Source organism: Dyella sp., from assembly GCF_051954575.1.
Classification (GTDB): Bacteria; Pseudomonadota; Gammaproteobacteria; order Xanthomonadales; family Rhodanobacteraceae; genus Dyella_B.
In genome coordinates, this window is sequence record NZ_JBQCHP010000121.1 from 1 (window position 1) to 18,800 (window position 18,800).

The 18,800-nt window shown below is 63.0% G+C and carries 13 protein-coding genes and 1 pseudogene; 10 read left to right on the top strand and 4 right to left on the bottom strand.

The window, feature by feature from the left end; all coding sequences use genetic code 11:
• From fusA to ACTHNE_RS15850, 4 genes and pseudogenes are all read left to right on the top strand, one after another.
• A pseudogene (gene fusA / locus ACTHNE_RS15835) lies at positions 1–325 on the top strand (elongation factor G); the annotation flags it as partial.
• Between the two features lie 160 nt (positions 326–485).
• On the top strand, positions 486–1,874 hold the full coding sequence (locus ACTHNE_RS15840) for a M20/M25/M40 family metallo-hydrolase (RefSeq protein ID WP_440269752.1): 1,389 nt from the start codon (positions 486–488) through the stop codon (positions 1,872–1,874).
• 85 nt (positions 1,875–1,959) lie between these two features.
• Positions 1,960–2,217, top strand: coding sequence for a type II toxin-antitoxin system Phd/YefM family antitoxin (locus tag ACTHNE_RS15845; RefSeq protein ID WP_440269753.1), 258 nt, complete (start codon positions 1,960–1,962; stop codon positions 2,215–2,217).
• A complete protein-coding gene (locus ACTHNE_RS15850; RefSeq protein WP_324939047.1) occupies positions 2,205–2,510 on the top strand; it encodes a type II toxin-antitoxin system RelE/ParE family toxin in 306 nt (101 codons plus the stop codon). Before ACTHNE_RS15845 ends, ACTHNE_RS15850 begins: the two co-directional genes overlap by 13 nt.
• Before the next feature lie 46 nt (positions 2,511–2,556).
• Here the strand turns inward: ACTHNE_RS15850 and ACTHNE_RS15855 are convergent, their stop codons facing one another.
• On the bottom strand, positions 2,557–5,553 hold the full coding sequence (locus ACTHNE_RS15855) for an autotransporter family protein (protein ID WP_440269754.1): 2,997 nt from the start codon (positions 5,551–5,553) through the stop codon (positions 2,557–2,559).
• A 675-nt stretch (positions 5,554–6,228) separates the two neighbouring features.
• Between ACTHNE_RS15855 and ACTHNE_RS15860 the strand changes: the two genes are divergently transcribed.
• From ACTHNE_RS15860 to ACTHNE_RS15880, 5 genes are all read left to right on the top strand, one after another.
• Positions 6,229–7,830 (top strand): peptide chain release factor 3, encoded by a 1,602-nt coding sequence (locus ACTHNE_RS15860; protein ID WP_440269755.1) that lies wholly within the window; start codon positions 6,229–6,231, stop codon positions 7,828–7,830.
• Between the two features lie 146 nt (positions 7,831–7,976).
• Complete coding sequence (locus ACTHNE_RS15865; RefSeq protein ID WP_440269756.1) at positions 7,977–11,606, top strand: response regulator; 3,630 nt, start codon at positions 7,977–7,979, stop codon at positions 11,604–11,606.
• A 3-nt stretch (positions 11,607–11,609) separates the two neighbouring features.
• Positions 11,610–12,470 carry a CheR family methyltransferase gene (locus tag ACTHNE_RS15870; RefSeq protein WP_440269757.1) on the top strand — a complete coding sequence of 287 codons (861 nt, stop codon included), beginning with the start codon at positions 11,610–11,612 and terminating at the stop codon, positions 12,468–12,470.
• Positions 12,467–13,036 carry a chemotaxis protein CheB gene (locus tag ACTHNE_RS15875; RefSeq protein WP_324939029.1) on the top strand — a complete coding sequence of 190 codons (570 nt, stop codon included), beginning with the start codon at positions 12,467–12,469 and terminating at the stop codon, positions 13,034–13,036. The genes ACTHNE_RS15870 and ACTHNE_RS15875 overlap by 4 nt, the downstream gene beginning before the upstream one ends.
• On the top strand, positions 13,033–14,031 hold the full coding sequence (locus tag ACTHNE_RS15880) for a diguanylate cyclase domain-containing protein (protein ID WP_440269758.1): 999 nt from the start codon (positions 13,033–13,035) through the stop codon (positions 14,029–14,031). Before ACTHNE_RS15875 ends, ACTHNE_RS15880 begins: the two co-directional genes overlap by 4 nt.
• A 37-nt stretch (positions 14,032–14,068) precedes the next feature.
• Here ACTHNE_RS15880 and ACTHNE_RS15885 read toward each other — a convergent pair whose 3' ends face one another.
• From ACTHNE_RS15885 to ACTHNE_RS15895, 3 genes are all read right to left on the bottom strand, one after another.
• Positions 14,069–14,542 carry a hotdog fold domain-containing protein gene (locus tag ACTHNE_RS15885; RefSeq protein WP_440269759.1) on the bottom strand — a complete coding sequence of 158 codons (474 nt, stop codon included), beginning with the start codon at positions 14,540–14,542 and terminating at the stop codon, positions 14,069–14,071.
• Between the two features lie 198 nt (positions 14,543–14,740).
• Positions 14,741–17,209: an acyl-CoA dehydrogenase gene (locus ACTHNE_RS15890; protein WP_440269760.1), complete on the bottom strand. Its 2,469-nt coding sequence runs from the start codon at positions 17,207–17,209 to the stop codon at positions 14,741–14,743.
• Between the two features lies 1 nt (position 17,210).
• Complete coding sequence (locus ACTHNE_RS15895; protein WP_440269761.1) at positions 17,211–18,104, bottom strand: alpha/beta fold hydrolase; 894 nt, start codon at positions 18,102–18,104, stop codon at positions 17,211–17,213.
• A gap of 120 nt (positions 18,105–18,224) precedes the next feature.
• Between ACTHNE_RS15895 and ACTHNE_RS15900 the strand changes: the two genes are divergently transcribed.
• Positions 18,225–18,800 carry a TetR/AcrR family transcriptional regulator gene (locus ACTHNE_RS15900; protein ID WP_440269762.1) on the top strand — a complete coding sequence of 192 codons (576 nt, stop codon included), beginning with the start codon at positions 18,225–18,227 and terminating at the stop codon, positions 18,798–18,800.

The following is an 18,800-nucleotide window of genomic DNA, read 5'->3' on the forward strand; positions in this document are numbered from 1 at the left end:
CCGCGCCTGCTTCCGCGAAGCCCAGAAGATGTCCAAGCCCAAGCTGCTCGAGCCGATCATGAAGCTCGAAGTGGTCACCGAAGCCGACTACCTCGGCGACGTGATCGGCGACATCAACCGCCGTCGCGGCTCGGTCAGCGAACAGGGCCAGAAGGGCACCAACGCCTTCGTGCAGGGCTTCGTGCCGCTGGCGGAAATGTTCGGCTACATCAACTTCCTGCGCTCGGCCACCAGCGGTCGCGGCACCTTCACGATGATCTTCGATCATTACGAAGAAGTGCCGGCGAGCATGGTCGCCAAATTGATGGAGAAGGAAGCGAAGTAAGCCTTCGTTTCTATATCGGAAAAACGAAAAAGCCCGGAGAGCGATCTCCGGGCTTTTTCGTTGCGCCTCGGACTTCCCATGCCTGATGCACTACTGACAGGCGGCAAACCCTGTGGTACTCCTTGGCGGCGCTTCCGCATCAGCCGACCCGAGGGGACATATGCGATTTGCCACGACCGTTCTTGCCGGTGCCATTGCCTTATTTGCAGGCGCTGCCGCGCATGCCGCCGATCCGGCGATCACCGCGCAAATGCCCGCCACCATGGACATGCTGCGCCACGCCATCTCCCTGCATACCGCGCAAGGGCATGACCTGGTGCCGACGCTGGCCAGTTATTTCGCCAAGCAACTGGAAGCCAACGGCTTCGCGGCTTCGGATATCGAGATCATCCCGGTCGACCACACCGCGGCCATGGTCGTGCGCTATCGCGGTACCGGCGCGGGCAAACCCATTCTGCTTTCAGGCCATATGGATGTCGTCGAAGCCAAGCGCGAGGACTGGACGCGCGACCCGTTCACGCTGGTCGAGGAAAACGGCTATCTGTACGGCCGCGGCGTGGCGGACATGAAGACCGGCGACGTGGTGATGCTGCAAACGCTGATTCGCTTGAAGAAGGAAGGTTTCAAGCCCAGCCACGACATCATCCTCTTGCTTTCCGGCGACGAGGAAACCGGCATGCTGTCCACGCGCGAACTGGCCAAGCGCTATCACGACGCCGAATTCCTGCTCAATGCCGATGCCGGCGGCGGCACGCTCGATAGCGACGGCAAACCGGTGGTCTATGAAATCCAGGCCGCCGAGAAAACCTATGCCGATTTCGAGATCACTCTGACGTCGCCGGGCGGCCACTCCAGCGAGCCGACCCCCGACAACCCGATCTACCGGCTCTCGCACGATCTGGAGAAGCTCGCTGCGCATCAGTTTCCGGTGATGAGCAATGCGATCACTCTCGCCTCGCTGCGCGCCAAGGGCGAACACTCACCGGGCGCGCTGGGCAAGGCCATGTTGGCGTTTGCCAATAACCCCAACGATGCCAAGGCGGCCGACACCATCAGCACTGATCCGGCTTACGTCGGCCAGGTGCGAACTACCTGCGTGGCTACGCAGATCCACGGCGGGCATGCGCGCAACGCGTTGCCGCAATCGGTCAGCGCCACCGTCAACTGCCGCATTTTCCCTGGCGTTTCGGTGGATTCGATCAAGAACACGCTGACACAAGTGATCGCCGATCCCACCGCGAAGATCGCCATCCTGCCGCCGACGCCGGTGGAAAGTCCTGCCTCGCCGTTGCGGCCGGATGTTGTCGCGGCAGTCACCGCGGCCGTGCATGCGCGTTTTCCGAATGTGCCGATCGTTCCCGGCATGTCCAACGGCGCCACCGACAGCATGCATTTCCGCACGCTGGGCATTCCTTGCTTCGGCGTGGATGGCGCGTTTACCAAGGCCGACGACACGTTCGCGCATGGCTTGAACGAAAAGCTTCCTGCCAGTGAAGTGCCGGCTGAGTTGGCGTTCTGGCATCAGTTGCTTACGACGCTGGCGAAATAACGCTCGCACCCGGAAAAAGCCCGGATTCTTCCGGGCATTCGTGGATCGGCTCGCGTCATGGCTAGTGATACTTTAGTATCACTTCATGCGCACCGAACTAGTGACCACCCTCAAGCGTCAAGCGACCGAATTGCTGGCCGATTTGGAGCGCGATCGCGAGCCGATTCTGATCACCCAGCATGGCTTGCCAAGCGCATACCTGGTCGATGTCCAATCCTTTGATGCCATGCAACGGCGCATGAAACTGTTGGAAGGCATTGCACGCGGTGAACGCGCTGTCGAGGAAGGACGCACGCTTACGCACGATCAGGCAAAGGATCGCCTTGGCCGATGGCTGAAATAATCTGGACCGAACCTGCGCTCAATGAGTTGGACGAAATCGCCGATTACATCGCGCTTGAAAATCCGCAGGCGGCGCGCAAGCTCGTGCAACGTGTGTTTGAACATATCAGGCAGCTTGCAGACCATCCTGAAAGCGGCTCGAAACCACCCGAGCTGAAAGGCTGGCGTTATCGGCAAATCGTCGAACCTCCATGCAGAATTTTCTATCGCATCGACGGTGGACGTGTAGTTATCCCCTACGTCATGCGCAGCGAGCGGTTACGCCATCGAAGCGTGTTGCACAAGCGAAGCTGAAGCAAAGCCCAGAGAATAACTCTCTGGGCTTTTTCGCATCCGGCGCTTACCAAGCCCAGCGCATTCCCACGTTCCCCGCCAGCGTGCGCTGCTGCTCGCCACCCAAGCTCGTCGAATAACTGACGGAAGCGTACATGCTGCCGCGCTGAGAGAACTTTGCGACGACACCGGCATCCGCTTGCGCGGTACTCTGCCGGCTCGGCGTGACGATGGACGTGCTGCCGTCGAAGGCGGTGGTGTCGTTGCTGCCGATCGCACGCAACAGGTTGAGACGCACGTAAGGTTGCCAAACGGTGCTTGCGCTGGCGTAACTGCCGAACATGCGCACGCCGAGTCGTCCGACGGCCGCGTCTCCGTTGTTGAACGACACGTTTGAGACGCCATCGTTGAAATCGTGCAGCGACAGGTGCTGCCAGATTACCTGCGCCTGCGGCTCCAGCGTCACGCCATGCCCAAGTGCGAACGGATAGCCGCCTTCGAACGAACCGATCACAGCATGGCCGTGCATGCGGGCCGCCATGCCGTCACGCGACACCGGCTTGAGCGTAAGCGTGCTGCCCATCAGCACGGCATCGGTATACCCGCCGCCGGGCGCGATGTGCGTCCAGTAGCCGCCGGCGCTGTACGCATCGACCGCGAGCTGGCCCACGCCCAGGTTCTGCGTGCCTTCGGCGAAACCGCGCACGTCGCCATCGGCGCGCGCAAAACCGACGAACACACCGTAGTGATCGCGATGGCCGCTTTCGCTGGTGACGGCGTAGAGATCATGACCGACCTGCGCGCCGCTCAATGAGCCGCTGAAGCGCGGATTCACGTCGCCGCCTTGCGCCGCCACGCTATGTCCACCCCACACGCGTCCCCATACCGCTGGCAGATTGCCGTTTTCGGTAAGCAGCGACTGGTCGCCCTGGCGCAGCTGGAAGTTATCCAGCTGCATGACGCCAAGCTGGCGCGTTACCGATGACGCCGCCGCATACAGCGCCGCTTCGGGGCGATACAGCAGCACCGAATGGACATCGGGTGCAGCCGGTGACGTCGTACCGGTGCCGGGGCCTGCCGGGCTCGGGGCGGGTGTCGAAGTGGGTGTTGGTGTTGGTGTTGGTGTTGGTGTTGGTGTTGGTGTTGGTGTTGGTGTTGGTGTTGGTGTTGGTGTTGGTGTTGGTGTTGGTGTTGGTGTTGGTGTTGGTATTGGTATTGGTATTGGTGTTGGTGTCGGCGTTGGCGTTGGCGTTGGCGTTGGGTTCGGTGCTGGTGTTGGAGCAGGAGCAGGCGTCGGCAACGTGTTGCGCAGATACCAGTCTTCCGATGTACCCGCGGTGACACCGCCTCGCACCAGGTAATACTCGTAAGCACCGGCCTTCATCGTGCCGTTCGCCAGCTTGAATGCGCCGGCGTCGGTGGTGGCCCCGTTGGCGGCTTGCACCACCAGGATGCCATTGGACGTGATCGCCGCGCCCTGCCCGCCGACGTTGGTGATCTTCAGCATGGTCGAGCCGGTGGCGGTTCCGCCATCCACCACCAGCTTGTCGGAAGCGGCATTGTCGCCGGCCAGCACAGTGTTCAATGCGAGGATGCCGTTGTTGCCCACGTAGCTGCCTACGGTCAGCGTATTGCCCACCGTTTGCCCGCTGCCAAGCTGCACGGTGCCGGCATTGGTCAATCGTCCATGCACCACAAACCCGCCGTTCGCGTTGCCTGAGAACGGCGCCATCGCATTGGCGACCGCCAGTGTGCCGTTATTGTTGACGTCGCCATGGACGCTGCCGTAACCGCCAAGCACCGCGCCGCTGGCTACGCTGGTCGGACCGGTGATCGACACACCTGGCGTGTTGGGATCGCCCACCACTAGCGTACCTTCGCTTACGGTGGTGCCACCTGTATAGGTGTTGGCGGCATCGAGCGCCAACGTGCCGGCGCCGTTCTTCTGCACCGCGCCACTGCCGCTGATCGATCCACTGTAAGTACCGTCGGCATCCTGCTGGAAGCGCACCAGCCCATTGTCCGTCACTGTCAACGGCAGGCTCTGCGCACTGGACTGCAGCGTTCCCGCTGCATCGACCAGCATGCTGCCGGAATAAGCCGAATTGTCACCGGTCAACACCAGCGTGCCTTGCTGCACTTCGGTCGAGGTCACACCCATGCCGCTCAGCGGCTTGGCCACTGTCCAGATGCCATCGTCCTGCTTCTGCAGTGTCTGGAAACGCGTGATGGTCGGCAGCGTATCGCTGCCGCTGCCGTCCAAGGTGATGAGGTTGTTGCCAGCGCCACCATCGATGGAACCGCTGACGGACGAACCGTTGTACAAGTGCAAAGTGTCGTCGCCGCCGGCAAAGACGAGGTTGCCTACCACCTTGCCGCGGTTAGTGAAGTCCACCGCTGCATTGCCGGAAGAGCCCAGCACATTGCCGTTGGTGACATCGGTTTCGATGACGCCGGTGGCGTTGTTGACCACCGTGTTGGAACCGGTCTTGGTCTGGAACCAGATCGCCGCAGCGTGGATGGCGCGGATCGTGCCGTTGTTGACGATGATGTTGCCGGCACCTTCCGGGTTGACCGCCTCGCCGTTGCCTTCCGTACCGGAGGAAAGCACCATCGCGCCCTGCTCTACCGTCAACGTGCCGTTGCCGCCGAAATCGATCGTATTGGCGCCGGTGCCGTACGTCCCCTTGTTGCTCACGGCCTTGTTCTGCACGAGCGCGCCGGACTGGATGACGATGTTCGCCTGGTTGCCCAGTGCGATCGCCGACGTATCCCCCACGACCACCTGCGCATTGCTCCCCACCGTGACCGCGGCACCAGATACCGCATTCGGCCCGGCGCCGATCATCGTGGCCCATGGCGAAGGCGCGCTGGTGTCGCAGATCGTGGCGTTGTTCGCCGTGGCGCAGTTGGCATGCGCCTGCGAGGACAGCAACGCCATATAGGCAAGCACGGCAAGACTGGCCGCCGTGCGTCGTGGCCATATGTGATGGGGCAAACGATGGGCGAGGCTGCGCGTGACTGCGCCGCCCTCAGGCAGCGTATGCTCGATTTTGCTATGCATGATGTTTTGAGACGTTTTATGGAGAGAAAGGGCCGAAAGCGCGGCGTGGCACTCTACGCACGTCCAGCTCAGATCAAATCGGAGAATTCCTAAAACACGCAAACTCAATGAAAATCGCCAGGACCATTTGTCATCAATACGTGTCTTTTATTTATTCATGACAGATGAAATTGAATAAAGCTGTTTGTGCGTGTTATTGCGCATTGTTTTTTATTCACCGCATCGTTTTTAATCGGCATGGACCAATCGCGCGACACGGCTTCACGCGCCACGCAAATGCGACGCATGGATGGAAATGAAAATCGCGCAATACGCATCACGCCGATTACCGTCGTGAAGAGTTATGGACACACTTTTGAACATTGGGATCGTAAGCGGCGACGAATCATCCGGCCATGGGACGACATGGCCCAATATCTGTCAGGGCGGGACAGTGCGTGGGCCCAATGTGGAAACTTGCTAAAAACCAGCTGAGCGAATCCTTCTCCCGATGGAGCTGGCTAGCGTCGAATCTCAGCTTGCCGGAATCTGTCCCCTCCCCTGACAGCAGGGGAGGGAGTCATGCAGCTGAGATTCGACGCTAACCGGGCCGGCGGGAGGTTCAGGCAGGCAGCGGCACCGCCCCCCAGCCCATCCACGCTACAATAGCCGGTTCGCATGCCAGCCCATCCGCCCATGTCCACCCATCTGCAAGAAACCCAGCGCCGCCGCACCTTCGCCATCATCAGCCACCCCGACGCGGGCAAGACCACGCTGACGGAAAAGCTGCTGCTGTTCGGCGGCGCGATCCAGATGGCCGGCTCGGTGAAGGGCCGCAAGGCCGCGCGCCATGCCACCTCCGACTGGATGGCGCTGGAGAAGGAGCGCGGCATTTCGGTGACCTCCTCGGTGATGCAGTTCCCGTACGAAGGCAAGATCGTCAACCTGCTCGATACCCCGGGCCACGCGGACTTCTCCGAAGATACCTACCGCGTGCTCACCGCGGTGGACTCGGCGCTGATGGTGATCGACTGCGCCAAGGGCGTGGAGGAGCGCACCATCAAGCTGATGGAGGTGTGCCGCCTGCGCGACACGCCGATCATGACCTTCATCAACAAGCTCGACCGCGAAGGCCGCTCGCCGATCGAACTGCTGGACGAGGTGGAATCCGTGCTCGGCATCGCCTGCGCGCCGCTGACCTGGCCCATCGGCATGGGCAAGCGCCTGAAGGGCGTGTACCACCTGCTATTGGATGAAGTACATGTGTTCGAGCAGGGCAAGAACTTCACGCGCCAGGATTCGACCATTTTCAAGGGCCTGGATGCGCCGGGGCTGGAAGCGGCGATCGGTAGCGAAGCGATGAAAGACCTGCGCGAAGAGCTGGAACTCGTGCAAGGCGCCTCGCATCCGTTCGAACTGGACAAATACCTGGCCGGCAAGCTCACACCGGTGTTTTTTGGTTCGGCCGTGAATAACTTCGGCGTGCAGTTGCTGCTGGATTTCTTCGTGGAGCACGCGCCCTCGCCGCGCTCGCGCGCCACGCTCAGCCGCGAGGTGAAACCGGCGGAAGAAAAGCTCACCGGCTTCGTGTTCAAGATCCAGGCCAATATGGACCCGGCGCATCGCGACCGCGTAGCCTTCATGCGCGTGTGTTCGGGCACCTACACCGCCGGCATGAAGATGGTGCAGACGCGCACCAACAAGGAAGTGCGCATCGCCAATGCGCTCACCTTCATGGCCAGCGACCGCGAGATCGTGGAAAGCGCCTATCCGGGCGACGTGATCGGTTTGCACAACCACGGCACCATCAGCATCGGCGACACTTTCAGCGAAGGCGAAGCGATCAGCTTCACCGGCATCCCGAACTTCGCGCCGGAACTGTTCCGCCGCGCGCGCCTGCGCGATCCGCTGAAAATGAAGGCCTTGCAGAAAGGCCTGGCGCAGCTTTCCGAAGAAGGCGCCACACAGTTCTTCCGCCCGCTGATGAGCAACGATTTGATTCTCGGCGCGGTCGGCGTGTTGCAGTTCGATGTGGTGGCCTATCGCCTGAAGGACGAATACGGCGTGGACGCCAGCTTCGAACCGGTCGGCGTGGTGACCGCGCGCTGGGTGCACTGCGATGACGCGAAAAAGCTGGAAGAGTTCCGCGAGAAGAACATCATGAACCTCGCCATCGACGCAGCCGGCGAGCTGGTCTATCTCGCCCCCTCGCGCGTGAACCTGCAATTGACGCAGGAGCGCTCGCCCGCCGTGCGCTTCTCCGCTACCCGTGAGCACGCCGCCTCGATCGACGTGTAAGCCGCGGGCGACGGATCGCCTTCACACCTCCATCACCTCGCCGGGCAGTACCGCCCGGCGATGCATCTCGCTAATCTGAAGGTCAGGGGTCCGCTACCCGGCTCGCCGGGCGCGGCATATCCAAAGCCACCACAGCGGGATTTCGCATGGCCAGCTCCGACGTGACGCCGACGGCAAGGAAGTATGGTTGGTTGGCCAACCTGCCCATTCGCTACAAGATCATTCTCGCGATTGGCCTGCTGCTTGGCTTGTTCCTGCTCGACAGCGCGGCCAACGTCATTTCCGAGAAAAACCAGTCCGAGTCGCGCGCCCTGGCGGACCACACCTACCAGGTGCTGATCCAGATCGAGCAGATGCAACGCACGGCCTCATCCAGCCAGATCGGGTTGCGCGGGTTCCTGCTTTTCCACGATCCCAAGGAACTGGCTCGCGCCACGAGCAGCAATACGCGCTTCATGGCCCAGCTCGCCGAGCTGCGGCAGTTGACGGCCGACAATGCGTTGCAGCAGGCGCGCATCGATCGCATCCAAGCGCTGGCGCAGCAGTGGAACCACGAGATGCAGGCCATGGTGGTGGACCCGGCCGCTTCGCTCAATGCGGGCGACCCGCAGTTCGCCACGCTCCAGGCCAATTATTTTGCGCACCGCACGGTGCACGTGGAGGATTACGCAGGCGTACTGAACCACATGAGTGATACCGAGCGCCTGCTGCTCGGTACGCGCAACCAGAGCGTAGACAAGCTGCGGCAGGACACGTTCTACATCAACATCGTCAGTGCGGTGCTCGGGTTCGCCATTGGCCTGATGGTGATCTCGCTCACCTCGCGCATGGTGGCGCGGCCGATTCGCCGGCTGGGCGAATCGATGACGCGGCTGGCCAATCACGATCACACCATTCCGATCCGCGGCGTGGAGCGCAAGGACGAGATCGGCGAGATCTCGCGCGCGCTGCAGGTGTTCAAGCTGATGGTGATCGAATCGCATGCGCAGGCGAAGCTGAAAAACGACGCCGCGGCAATTTCCGTCAGCCTGCAGGCGGCCACCAACCACCGCGAATTTGCGGAACGCCTGGTGAACCAATTGGCGCCGCAGATCCAGGCTGGCGTGGCGCTGTTCTACGGCTTCGACGAATCGCGCCAGCGCCTTGACCTGCTGGGTAGCTACGGTCTGCGCTTGCAGAACACGCCGGATGCCTACATGCCGGGCGAAGGGCTGGTGGGCCAGGTTGCCGCCTCACGCCATCCGATCACGCTGGAAGAGGTGCCGCACAATTATTTCCGCGTCGACTCCGGCAGCGGCCAATCGTTGCCGCACCATCTCACCATTCTGCCGTTGCTGGTGCGCAATCAGCTGGTCGGCGTGCTGGAGTTCGCCGGCTTCATCGCGCCCACGCAGCATCACGAGCAATTGCTGGAAGAATTGCTGCCGCTGGCCGCACTCACGCTGGAAAACCTCAACCGTTCGGTGAATACGGAACAACTGCTGGAACAGACGCGCGAGCAGACCGACGAGCTGCGCATCTCCGCCGTCACCATGCGCCAGCAGCAGGAAGCCTTGCGCGCCGCCAACGATACCTTGCACGCCAAGACCTTTGAACTGGAGGAACAATCGCAACGTCTGCTGGCGTCCGAGGAAGAGTTGCGCGTGCAAGCCGATGAGCTGCAGGCATCCAACGAAGAACTGCGGATGATGACCGACACGCTGCGCGAGCAGAAGCGGCAAGTGGAAGCGCTGCAGAAGGAAACCGAGCACAAAGCGGTGGAGCTGGCGCGCGCCAGCCAGTACAAAAGCGAATTCCTCGCCAACATGTCGCACGAGCTGCGCACGCCACTCAACAGCCTGCTGATCCTGTCGCGCAGCCTGGGCGACAACCGCGAAGGGAACCTCACCGGCGAGCAGGTGGAATCGGCGCGCATCATCCACGATGCCGGATCGAGCCTGCTGCGCCTGATCAACGACATCCTGGATCTCTCCAAGATCGAAGCGGGCAAGATGGAGCTGGCGCTCGTCGACTACCCGCTGCAGAGCGTGGCGCGCAGCTTGCGCCGCAACTTCGACCACGTTGCGCGCGACAAGCACCTTGAGTATGAAGTGAAGGTGGAAGAAGGTCTGCCGGAAAGCATCCACACCGATCCCACCCGGCTGGAACAGATCGTCAACAACCTGTTGGCCAACGCCTTCAAGTTCACCGCCAAGGGCGCCGTTCGCGTGTGTATCGGCCGGCCAGCGGACGACCTCTCCATACCCGAACCGCTGCGCGCGCAACCGATGCTCGCGATCAGCGTCAAGGACAGCGGCATCGGCATTCCCGCCGACAAGCTCGAGCGCATCTTCAACGCATTCGAACAGGCCGACAACAGCACCAGCCGGCAATTCGGCGGCACCGGGCTGGGCCTGAGCATTTCGCGGCGGCTAGCCGCACTGCTGGGCGGCGACATCCTGCTGCGCAGCGAAGTCGGACAAGGCAGCCAATTCGTGCTGCTGTTGCCCGAGCGCAGTACCGAAGCCACCGTGACCGCCGCCACCGCCACAACGCCTGCCGCAGCCGCGATACCGCGCCGTGGACGGCGCGGGGCACCGCCGGCCGAAGGCATGGCCGACGATCGCGAGCGCATCGAGCCCGGCGACAGTGCGATCCTGATCGTGGAAGACGACCCGGCATTCGCACACATCCTGGCGGAAATGGTGCATCAGAAGGGCCATCGCATGCTGCATGCGCCCAACGGCGAAGCGGGGCTGGAGCTGGCGCGCCGCTATCGCCCGATCGGCATCCTGCTCGACGTAATGCTGCCGGGCATGGACGGCTGGACCGTTATCGAACGCCTCAAGGCCGATCCTTCCACGCGCCATATTCCGGTACATTTCCTCACTGCCACCGACGACACAGGACGCGGACGCGAGCTGGGCGCGGTCGGCTTTCTCACCAAGCCAGTGACGCGCGAAGCGATCAGCGAAGCCTTCGAGCGCCTGCTGCATTTCGCCAAGGGCCGCACGCGCCATCTGCTGGTGGTGGACGACGACGCGCACGCACGCAGCGCCGTGCGCACCCTGCTTAGCCAGGACGATGTGGCAATCGACGAAGCCGGTTCCGCCGAGGAGGCACTGCAGAAAATCGCTGCCACCGGCTACGACTGCATCGTGCTCGACTTGGGGCTGCCCGGCATGTCGGGCATGGACATGCTGGAGAAGCTGGCGGCGAGCGGCAGCATTCCTCCGGTAGTGGTGTATTCGGGGCGCGAACTGAGCCGCGAGGAAAACCTGCGCATCCGCCAGTACACCGACAGCATCGTGATCAAGGGCGCACGTTCGCCCGAACGCCTGATGGACGAAGTGAGCCTGTTCCTGCACAGCATTCGCGATGCGCGCCAAGGCGCCGCTACGCCCGCTGCCAGCGATGATGGTTTACGCGGACATCACGTGCTGCTGGTGGACGATGACATGCGCAACCTGTTCGCGCTTTCCAAGGTGCTGCGCGATTGGCATATGCAGGTGAGCATGGCGCAGGACGGACAGAAGGCAATGCAGGTGCTGGCGGAAAACCCGCAGGTGGAACTGGTGCTGATGGACATCATGATGCCGGGCATGGATGGGTACGAGGCCACGCGCGCCATCCGCGCGCAGCCGAACTTCGCCAATCTGCCGATCATCGCGCTGACCGCCAAGGCCATGCGCGGCGACCGCGAACGCTGCCTGGAAGCGGGCGCCAACGATTACCTGTCCAAGCCGATCGACGTGGACAAGCTCGCATCGATCATGCGCATGTGGCTGCGCGACTGATTCATGAGCAGCGTGGGCGTGAACGTACCGGAGTTGGACAGCATCGAGCTGGGGCTGTTCGTGCAGGCGCTGCACAAACGCCACGGCTACGATTTCAGCGGCTACGCGCCGGCCTCGCTGAAGCGGCGCGTGCGCCTGCTCGCCGACCAGCTGCAGTGCAAGACCATCACCGGCCTGACCGAGCGCATGCTGCACGAACCGCAACTGCTGTCGAGCGTGCTGGAAGGACTTACCGTGCCCACCTCGGACATGTTCCGCGACCCGGCCGCGTTTCGTGCGCTGCGCGAGCAAGTGTTTCCGCTGCTGGCCTCGTACCCGCAGATCAATATCTGGCAGGCCGGCTGCGCGCACGGGCAGGAGGTGTATTCGCTGGCGATCCTGCTGGAAGAGGCCGGGCTGTACGATCGCACGCAAATCTTTGCCACCGATCTCAGCGACCGCGCCCTGCAGCGTGCCAGCGATGGCATCTACCCTGGCAAGGACGCGCAACAGTGGTCGCGCAATTACCAGGCGGCGGGCGGCACGCATTCGCTGGCCGACTACTGCAGCGCGGGCTACAAGCTGATCAAGTTTCATCAGCGTTTGCGCCGGCATGTGACGTTCGCCGTGCACAACCTCGCTATCGACGGCGTGTTTCGCGAAGCCCATCTGATCCTTTGTCGCAATGTGCTGATCTATTTCTCCGATGCGTTGCAAGATCGCGCGCTGGCGTTGTTTCGCGACAGCCTGGTGCGCGGAGGATTTCTCTGTCTCGGGCTCAGGGAGAACCTCAATCAGGCGCCACATGCGCAAGATTTTTTGCCGTTCGACGCCGCGTTGCGCATTTTTCGGCTGGCCGGCCGCGCCGATGGCACGTACGCATGAGTACGCCGGCGGCCATCGCGATCGGTTGCTCCGCTGGCGGCGTGGATGCGCTCAAGGCAGTGCTCGGCGGCCTGGACGCCAGGCTGTCGCAGGCGATCGTGGTGTGCCTGCACAGCCGCTCCGATACCGTGGACATGCTGCGCAGTGTGCTGAGCCGCATATCGCCGTTGCCGGTGACCGAAGCGGTCGAACGCCAACCGGTGCAGTCCGGCGTCGTGCACCTTGCGCCCTCGGGCTACCATCTGCTGGTGGAAAGCGATCTGCATTTTGCCTTGTCCATCGATCCGCGCGTGAACCATGCGCGGCCTTCCATCGATGTGCTGTTCCACTCCGCCGCCGAGGCCTGGCGCGGCGGACTGCTCGGCATGGTGCTCACCGGCGCCAATGCCGATGGCGCCGCCGGACTGCGACGCATTCGTCAGCTCGGCGGCCTCGCCGTAGTGCAATCTCCCGCGGACGCCGAAGCCGCCGCCATGCCGCAGGCGGCATTGGAGATCGCCGGCGCGGACTACTGCGTGCCCCTTTTGGATATCGCCCCTCTGCTCAATCGACTCTGCCTGGCATGACTACACACCTACCCAAAATCCTGGTCGTCGACGACACCCGCGCCAACCTGGTCGCCATGCGCCATCTGCTGGCCGACAGCGGCGCCGAACTGGTGGAAGCCAGCAGCGGCAACGAGGCGCTATCCAAATGCCTGGACCAGCATTTCGCGCTGATCCTGCTCGACGTGAACATGCCTGACATGGATGGCTTCGAAGTGGCGCAATGGCTGAGCGATACCGAACAACTGCGCGACACGCCGGTGATCTTCGTCACCGCCGCCTACGCCGATGACCTCAACCGCCTGAAGGGTTACCGTTCCGGTGCGGTCGACTACATCGCCAAGCCGATCAACGACGCCATCCTCAAGTCGAAGGTGCGCGTGTTCCTGGAACTGCACAACGCGCGCATGCAACTGCAGCAAGCGATGGAAGAGCTGTCCGATCGCAATCGCCAACTGCAGGCGGAAATCGCCGAGCGCCAGCGCATCGAAGCCCAAGTGCGCCACCAGGCCACGCACGACATGCTGACCGGCCTGCCCAACCGCGTGCTGTTCCACGACCGCCTGCGCGCAGCGGTGCAATACAGCATGGTGCACGGCGTTCCCTTCGCCCTGGCATTGGTCGATATCGATGGCTTCAAAGGCGTGAACGACACCTACGGCCATCCTGCCGGCGATGCGCTGCTGCAAGCGATTTCATTGCGGCTCACCCAGCACGTACGCGTCAACGACACGGCCGCGCGCCTGGGTGGCGACGAATTCGCGGTGATCTTCCGCGACGCCGGCGAGGTCGCGCCGCTGCTGCAACGCTGCCAGGACATCTGCAATGTATTGGCGCAGCCTTATCCGCTGCAGGGCGAGAACGACGCATTCCTCGCGCACGTGAGCGCCAGCATCGGCATCGCGGTGTGGAACGAACAGATCGACTCGGACGAAGCGCTGATCCAGGCCGCCGATCGGGCCATGTATCAAGTGAAAGATCACGGCAAGAACGGGTGTGCGCTGGCCTCTACATGACTATCTGATTTTTTGGCCGTCATGCACTGACGGCGTGCTACGGCTTCTTACGAGGCGACACCCACAGTGTGATATGCGCACGAAAGACCGGCGTTCCCGCCGGGTCCGTCACCTCCACCTGCACCGGCCATTCGCGGCCCGCGTGGATGTCTCCTAGCGGCACTTCCGGCGTGGCGACGGCGTGCATGCTGCCCTTGGCGCGCTGGAGATACTCCACGCGCATGCCCTTGGGAATCCAGCGCGCGGTCGGCGGTAGCGTCGCTTCGGCCATCACGCCTGCGCTCAATTCAGCTAGGTTGCACAACGCAATCGCGTGCACGCTGCCGATATGGTTGTGCACGCGCCGGCGATCGCGCATGCGCACCTCGCAGCGGCCCGATTCCAGTGCGACGAAGAGCGGTGCGATGGTGGCGAAGTACGGTGCGCGCAGGCAGATCGCGCGGGAGAACAGCCAGTGGCCGCCCGGCCAGCGGGTGATGCGTTGGTAGAGCGATAGCAACGACGTGCTCATGACGTCTCCAGCGATCAAACAGAGCGGGTTGGGCTCTCTCCCTCCCTGCGTACCGGGGAGGGCTGGGGTGGGTTGTACGAGCTTGCCGCGCAGCAGAATTCATTACGAGATTGAGGACTTCACCCCATCCCAACCCTCCCTACTGCACGTAGGGGGAGCCGATGTTCGCGAATTGAAGTTTGGAGGGGTACGCAACCATCACGCCGCATCCGCCAGCTTCTTCGAATCCTTGCGCGCGATCGCCGAACGCAGCTCCGCCGGATCGAAATCGTCCACCGAAATGAACTCGAACACGCCTTCGCGCACGCGCCTGAGCAAGGCGGCTTCCGACGCATCGATCACGCCGGCCTTCACCGCTTCGTCCAACTGCGCAACGTAATCGTGCGATGTGAACTGCCCGGCCTTCTGCGCCTTGCCGAACTTGCGCTCGATCGGTTCGGCCGCGATCACGTCGGGCAACAACTCATTCATGCGACCCACGGTGTTGTTAGGCGTGGGCGTGAGATACGTCCATTCCAGCAAGCGATCGCGCGCCTCGCCTGGCGCGGTGATGATCGCCGCGACACGACGGCCAAGGCGGTCCGACGGCGGCACTTCGCGGCGGCCGAACGGGAACACCAGCACGCGCAGCAGCCAGCCCACCGGACGCACCGGGAAATTGCGGATCGCGCCATCCAGCGCCATCTGCGTGCGCCACATGCATTCGTGGAAGGCCCAGGCCAGCAACGGGCGATCTGCTTCCGGACGGCCGGTGTCCTCGTAGCGTTTCAACATCGCGCTGGCGATGTAGAGATAACTCAACACGTCGCCAAGGCGCGCGGAAAGCTTTTCCTTGAACTTCAGCTTGCCGCCCAGCACGCCCATGAAGGTGTCGGCGCACAACGCCAGCGCGGCGGAATAGCGATTGAGCTTGCGGTAGTAGCGGCGCACGTAGGCATCGCCCGCCGCATCGCCGATGCGCGCGCCGGTAAGGCCCAGCACGAAGCTGCGCACCGCGTTGGAAATACCGAAGCCCAGGTGTCCGAACAGCGCGCGATCGAATGCTTTCAGGCGCTCGCTGTAGTCGGCGATCGATAGCGCCTGCATTTCCTTCAATACATAAGGATGGCAGCGGATCGCGCCCTGGCCGAAGATCATCAGGCTGCGCGTCATGATGTTCGCGCCTTCCACGGTGATCGCGATCGGCACGCCTTGCCAGGCGCGGCCGGCGTAGTTCTTGGGACCAAGCTGCACGGCCTTGCCGCCATGCACGTCCATCGCATCGCCGGCCACTGCGCGGCCCCATTCGGTGGCATGGTACTTGGCGATCGCCGAAGGCACCGCTGGCTTCTCGCCGCGATCCACCGCTGCGGCCGTTGCGCGCGACAGCGCAGCCGTCGCATAGGTGAGGCCGCCGATGCGCGCCAGCGCTTCTTCCACGCCTTCGAAGCGTGCCACCGCCAAACCGAACTGCTTGCGCATGCGCGCGTAAGCACCGGTCGCAGCCGTCGCCATGCGCACGCCGCCAGTGGCGTTGGAAGGCAGCGAAATGGCGCGGCCCACCGACAGGCATTCCACCAGCATGCGCCAGCCATGGCCGGCCATGTGCGGACCGCCGATCAGGGTGGACAGCGGCGCGAAGATGTCCTTGCCGCGCACCGGTCCGTTCTGGAACGGCACGTTCAGCGGGAAATGGCGACGGCCGATTTCCAGGCCCGGCGTACTGCGCGGAAGCAACGCGAGCGTGATGCCGAGATCGTCTTTGTCGCCGAGCAGATGTTCCGGATCATACAACCGGAAGGCGAGGCCCACCACGGTGGCGATCGGCGCCAGCGTAATGTAGCGCTTGTCGAAATTCAGGCGCATGCCGATGGTTTCGACACCATCGACCATCTGCTTGCAGACGATGCCGTAGTCCGGAATCGATGTTGCATCCGAACCTGCATACGGACCGGTGAGCGCGAAGCAGGGAATTTCCTCGCCCACGGCCAGGCGCGGCAGATAGAAATTCTTCTGCTCGTCACTGCCGTAATGCAGCAGCAGTTCGGCCGGGCCGAGCGAATTGGGCACGGCGACGGTCGAGGCGGCGGTGGCCGACATCGTGGCCAGCTTCTGCAGCACCGCCGAATGCGCCAACGCGGAAAAACCCAGGCCGCCATACTGCTTGGGAATGATCATGCCGAAGAATTTGTGCTTCTTGATGAAGTCCCATACTTCCGGCGGCAGGTCGGCCAACTCGTGCGTAATCTGCCAATCGTCCAGCATGCCGCACAGCTGTTCCACCGGGCCGTCGAGGAAGGCTTTTTCTTCCACGCTCAATTCCGGCTTCGGTTGCTTGAGCAGTTCGTGCCAGTCCGGCTTGCCGGAAAAGAGCTCGCCCTCGAAGCCGACGGTGCCGGCTTCCAACGCGGTCTGCTCGGTATCGGACAGCTTCGGCGTGACCTTCGCAAACAGCTTCAGCAGCGGCGCACTGATCTGCTTGCGGCGGAAGCCGAGGTTCAGCAGCGGCAGCGCGATCGCCAGTTCGATCACCAGCAGGATCACCGTCGTGGCCGGCGCGTGCACCAGCCATCCCATGATCAGCGTGGTGATAGTCGTGGCGATCGCCCAGGTACGCAGACTGCTGCGGTGGTATGCGCAGGCGCCAGTCGCAATGAGCGCGGCCAACACGGTCAGTAGTACGGACATCTCAACACCTCATGGCAGATGGCTTCGCCGTATCACCGGCGGATTCCAGGCTTTCGATGAAGCCTGCAATGGCGGCCGCGAATGCGTCATTCGCATCCCCGGCCAACATATGGGTGGCGCCGGGCACCTCGGCATGCCGCGCATGCGGCACCAGCGCAAGGAATTCTTCTACCGTGCCGCGCGAAACGACATCGCTGCGTTCGCCCGAAAGCAGCAGCACCGGCACTTCGACGTTGGCCGCGGCTTTGAGCAGGCGCGGCTGATGGCGTTCGCTTTCGCTGACCAGGTCGCCTGCCAGCAACGCCGGATCCCAATGCCAGCGCAGGCGGCCGTCGGCGCCTTCGCGCAGCAGCGGGCGCAATTGCTGCTCGCTCTTGCGCTCGCGGCGCTGCGGCAGATACGCAGCGATCTGCTCCGCTGCTTCGGCGTAACTGGCAAAACCATCCGGGTGTGCCTGCATGAACGCAAGAATGCGCTCGACGCCAGCCGTTTCCCAGCGCGGCGTGATGTCGACCAGCACCAGCGCGCGAAACGGCGCGGGCCGCACTTCGCCGGCCGTTACCAGGCCCAGCAGTCCGCCCATCGATGCACCGACCAGGATCGGCGGTTCGGATTGCAGGCGGGCCAGCGCAAGCAGGTCGTCGGCGAAGTGCTGCATGTGGTAATCGCCGTCCGCAGCTCGATCGCTTTCGCCGTGGCCCCGACTATCGAAGGTGACGCAACGGCAGCCCCGCGCAGCGAGCGCGTCGGCCGCGGCGTTCCAGGCGCCACGGGTCTGGCCGAACCCGTGCGCGAACAGCAGCGTCGGCGCGCCATCGGGGTTGCGCACCTCTACCGCCAACGACAGGCCGTCTGTCGTGGCCAATGCGGTACGGTTGGCTCTACATGTGTCCATACGCACGAGTATGGGTTGCGTATCGCACCGGCGTCAACCCGCCCGGGGATCGGCCATTTCCGGCGGTGCGACAGGCCAGGGCGGCCACAGTTTGCGGCACGCTTCGGCTACCATACGGGGATGAATGTCCGTCAAAAAACCGAACGCACGCGCCTTTCCGCCGAAGACTGGGAAGACGCCGCCCTCAACCTGATCGCGGAACAAGGTGTGGGCGCGCTGGCCGTGGAAGCGCTGGCCCGTCAGCTTGGCGTCACCAAGGGCAGCTTCTACTGGCATTTCCGCACGCGTGAAGCCTTGTTGCAGGCGGCATTGGAGCGCTGGGAGCAATTCGGCGAGCGCGAAATCATCAGCCAGATCGAGGCGATCGCCGATCCGCGCGAACGCCTGCCCGAGTTGTTCCGGCGCGTCGCGCACGAGTTGCAGGCCCATCGCGTCTATGCCGCCTTGTTGAAGGCGCTGGATCATCCGCTGGTGGTGCCGGTGATGGCGCGCGTCTCCCAGCGACGCACGGAATTTCTTCACACGGCGTATACCGAAGCCGGCATGGAGCCCACCGCGGCGCTCAATCGCGCACGGCTTACCTACGCCGCCTACGTCGGTTTTCTGCAACTCAATTTCACGCTCGGCCTGCCAAGGTTGACGCACGAAGAATTCGACGCCTACGTCCAACATACGATCGCCACGCTGATTCCTTAA